Source organism: Rhodococcus sp. OK611 (genome assembly GCF_003050885.1).
Classification (GTDB): Bacteria; Actinomycetota; Actinomycetes; order Mycobacteriales; family Mycobacteriaceae; genus Rhodococcus_G; species Rhodococcus_G oryzae.
On sequence record NZ_QAOZ01000035.1, the window covers coordinates 1 to 3,855 of the forward strand.

3 protein-coding genes and 1 pseudogene are annotated in these 3,855 nt (G+C 66.0%); all 4 read right to left on the reverse strand.

Going from position 1 to position 3,855, the window contains the following annotated elements; translation table 11 throughout:
* Positions 1-195 (reverse strand): annotated as a pseudogene (locus C8K38_RS27960) (hypothetical protein); the annotation flags it as partial.
* A 16-nt stretch (positions 196-211) separates the two neighbouring features.
* The gene (locus C8K38_RS26715) at positions 212-1,573 is read right to left on the reverse strand and encodes a flavin monoamine oxidase family protein (RefSeq protein ID WP_097214444.1); all 1,362 of its coding nucleotides are present in this window, start codon (positions 1,571-1,573) and stop codon (positions 212-214) included.
* Positions 1,574-1,641: 68 nt separating this feature from the next.
* Entirely contained in the window at positions 1,642-2,043 is a 402-nt protein-coding gene (locus C8K38_RS26720) for a DMT family transporter (RefSeq protein WP_246045258.1), read from the reverse strand.
* Positions 2,040-3,458: an APC family permease gene (locus tag C8K38_RS26725; protein ID WP_097214445.1), complete on the reverse strand. Its 1,419-nt coding sequence runs from the start codon at positions 3,456-3,458 to the stop codon at positions 2,040-2,042. Before C8K38_RS26725 ends, C8K38_RS26720 begins: the two co-directional genes overlap by 4 nt.
* Positions 3,459-3,855: the final 397 nt, after the last annotated feature.

Sequence of the window (3,855 nt, forward strand, 5' to 3'; positions counted from 1 at the left end):
CCCGGCCTTCTGCCCGTCCGGCAGCGGCACAAACGTGTCGGCATGCGCCGCACCGGTCGACATCAGGCCGATCGCCACCGCCGCGGCAGCACCGATGCTCACGCTGACCAGACGGGCACGTCGGGCGCCCGAGCGGGGGCCGGATTTCACGAACTCGGTAAACATGTATTCCTCTCGATTGGTGAACTGAGTCAATAGGTTTCGGTACAGATCAGAGCGACCGAAGGACGGAGTCTGCGGCGTCCGTACCCGTGTTGAGCGACCTGTGGACGGTGCTCGTCACCATCCCCGCGAAATGCAGCACCCCGTTGACGGGCTCATAGATGACCTTGTCCGACTTCTCCGGGTAGGCGCCGAGCGCGAACTCGTCCTTGGACCAGTCGTAGGTCGAGGCCTTCGAATAGGTGACGTTTGCGTCGCCGCCCAGCCTGCGGACCGTCTCGAGCGACCTCTCGAAACGCTCGTGTTCCGGGAGCGCGAGCAACTCGTCGGCCTGAGCACCGGTTGCCCAGGCGACGAGCAGTTGTCCCGTGAATCCCGGGGTACCGGCGGACGCGTCCCACAGCACTGGCGGCCGGAGCGAGTACGTTTCGGCCAGCCCGAACGGCATGGAGATGACCGGACGCGAGAATTCGAGGATCGCCTTGTACACGGACAGGTACCGAACCTGTTCGATCGCATCGAGTTTGGTGTCCGGGAGGGCGGGCGAGAACTCGATCCTCCCCGCCTTGAGGACTCCGGCGGGGACCGCGACGACGCACCGTGCCGCCTCGTAGTCGCGGCCACCCGCCGAAACGGAGACCCCGCCTGCGCTGTGCGTGATCGTGTCGACGACGGTGTTCGTCTTGATCTCCACCCGCTCACCGATTGCGCGGATGATCTGGTCGTAGCCGCCGATCACCCGGAAGTCGCCCGCATAGTCGTCGACCGGTGCCTCGCCGGTCCGCTCGACATCGAGGCACTCCTGCAGGGTGTCGACGACGTTCTCCGCAGGCAAGACATCGAACTGCTCGTCGTCGACCTCGATGATGAGCAGCGCGAGCGGGTAGTTCGAGCGCGGAATGCCCAACCGGGCGAGGTAGGCCTCCGCCGTCTCGCCGTCCGCCGGGGCCGGCGCCGTTGGACCGACGGCAGGAACCCCGTTCGGGAATCGATAGAACTGCGCGGAGCCCTGCACCTCCCAGGGAGACTGCGGGTCGAAGCGGGAGTAGTTCGGGTCGAGGCGGTGCGTGCCCAAGCCCATATCCGTCACGTAGGCCCACGTGGAGATGTCCGGACCGCCGTGCAGGAGCTCGGCTCCACGCTCGAACGGAATGCTCATGGTCGTTCGATCCGTCCAGACGCGACCGCCGATCCGGTCCCGTGCCTCGAGCACCAGGACCTTCTTGCCCGCCTCATGGATCCGCTTGGCTGCCCCCAGCCCCGCCGCCCCGGCGCCGATGACGATCACGTCGTACCGAGCGCCCGGGGACGATGACGACTGAGCTGAGGACGTCGCGCAGGAACTGAGACCGAATGCGGCGGCGACACCGAGTGAACCGACGAGCATCGAGCGACGGGTGATGGGCGACATGTGAGTTCCTTTGTGTGAAGGGGTATGGCAACGCCGGCACGAGCGGGGACGGCGTCGTGGGCGTGGCGTCAGGCGTCGCCGTGCGGGGCCGCCCCGACGGGTGCGCCGACCGACGCACCCCCGGGACTTGCGGACTCCTCGGGGTTCCCGCCGTGGCCGATATTGAGCAGCACCACCCCGGCGACGATCAGGACGATGCCTCCGATCGCGGTGGCCGAGAGCGTGTCCCGAAAGATGAGCACGCCGAGGATCGCGACGACCGTCGTTCCCACGCCGGACCAGATCGCGTACCCGACCCCGACGTTGAGCCCGCGGGCCAGCGCGAACCCGAGCAGCGTGAAGCTGGCCGCGTACCCGATGACGACCACGATCGACGGCAGCGGACGGCTGAAACCGTCGGCGGCCTTGAGCGAGAGGGTGGCGACGATCTCGCACGCGATCGCCCCCGCCAGCAGGGCATAGGCGTTCACGAAACCGCCTGCTCAGTCACCTCGCCGCGGTCCTGGACCTTGCGCCGGTACAGCCAGAGCACGACACCCAGCGCCAACACACCGAGCGCGACAGCGAGTTCCTTGAAGCCGCCGTATCCGGTCACCTCGAAGCCGGTGGCGCCCACGACCAGGATCACCACGAGGACGGCGGCCAGCGCGAGGGAAAGCGGAACGAAGACCGCGGGCAGGCGGATCGGCCGCGCCAGATCCGGGCGGTCCTTACGGAGCAGGAAGAAGCCGGACAGGGCGAAGATGTGCGCGAGGATGTAGCCGAGGTTGCCGGTGACGATGATCGCCAGCGGCGTCTTCAACACGGTCAGGACGAGCACGTTGACCACGAGGGCCACCGTCAGGGCCCGGACGGGGATGCCCCGGCTGTTCAGCACGCCGACCTGCCGGATACTCGTGCCCTCCTTGCCCATGTTGTAGAGCACGCGGGATCCGTCCGCGAGACCGGTCACCATGATCAGCAGCAGCGAGCAGATCAGGAACAGGACCATGACATCTGCGGCGCCACCGACGAGATCCTGGAACGCCGACACATAGAAGGTCGTCGGTGCCTCGGCGATCGCGGCCTCGCCGACGTAGCCGGTGAGGATGAGGGGCAGCAACACGAAGACGCCGAGCGAGAAGAGCACGCCGGCCTTCAACGCCTTCGCCGTATCGGAGACGGTGTTGCGGTACTCCGGGGCAAACGTCGCGCAGACCTCGACGCCGAACGAGGTCCAGGCCATGACGTAAAGCCAGACCAAGGAGGTGCGCAGACCCTCGATGCCGTGCAGATTCCAGGTCAGCTCGGAGATGTGGAAACCGCCCGTGATCAGCGGCCCGATGATGAACACCGCCAGCGGGATCAGCAGGATGCCGCCGGTGATGTAGACGAAGGTCATCGTGATCCGGACCCCGACGATGTTGAGCACGTAGAGGATTCCGATCACCATCAGCCCGACCATGATCGGGAAGTCGAGCCCGATCGGCCCGAGACTGATCGACCAGTCCTGGTCAGGGAACCACTGGGACTGCACGAGTGCACCGATGATGCCGGCGTAGACCGACAGCGCGGTGGTCCAGGGGAACCAGTAGCCGACGGCGGCGAGTGGACCGACGATCGGTGCCCGTTCCTTCCATGCCTCCGCCGCGTACGCCGCGATGCCACCGGACGTGTCCGGGAACATCGCCGCGAGCTCGGTGTAGATCCAGTTGGCCACCGTCGCCAGCAGCATCGAGATGGTCCACAGGAGTACGGCCCCCCAGCCGCCGAGGCCGACGATCGACGCACCGAGCGAGGCGATCAACGCGGCGGGCATGGTCAGCGACATCGCGAAGCCGTCGTACCACCGCATGGTCTTGTGCAGCGTGGGTGCGGGTTGTTCTGTGGAAGCGGTCTCTGTCATTGGGGTTCCTAGTCACGTGATCGGAAAGAGCCTGCGGCTCATGCGAATTGACGGTGACTCGGACGGAACGAACGGGTGCGGAGCCCTGCGGCATAGGGCCCGGAAACAGGTCGGCCGCGCGGTGCCCGGCGGTCGACGTGCGGATCAGTATGACCAGATCGGAGGAGCGAAGACAAGGCTTGAGCAGAATTTCGCCCGCAAACTTAGACAATTGAGCCGATCTGACCCCGATCAGTTGCCCGAATAACAGTCAGACGAGAAGAATCTTGTTCCTTGGGGGTGACAGGCGCCACACCGGGCATCTATGGTGACTGAACTCGCACGGAACGAGTGACCCCCCAACACACCGCGGGCCGCGGCAGTCCCGCTCACATCAAAAGGTTGTACCCATGACCAC

What these genes read in the sequence shown, in the direction of transcription:
- C8K38_RS26725 (WP_097214445.1), bottom strand. Translation starts at nt 3,458, where the DNA reads ATGACAGAGACCGCTTCCACAGAACAACCCGCACCCACGCTGCACAAG.
- C8K38_RS26715 (WP_097214444.1), bottom strand. Translation starts at nt 1,573, where the DNA reads ATGTCGCCCATCACCCGTCGCTCGATGCTCGTCGGTTCACTCGGTGTC.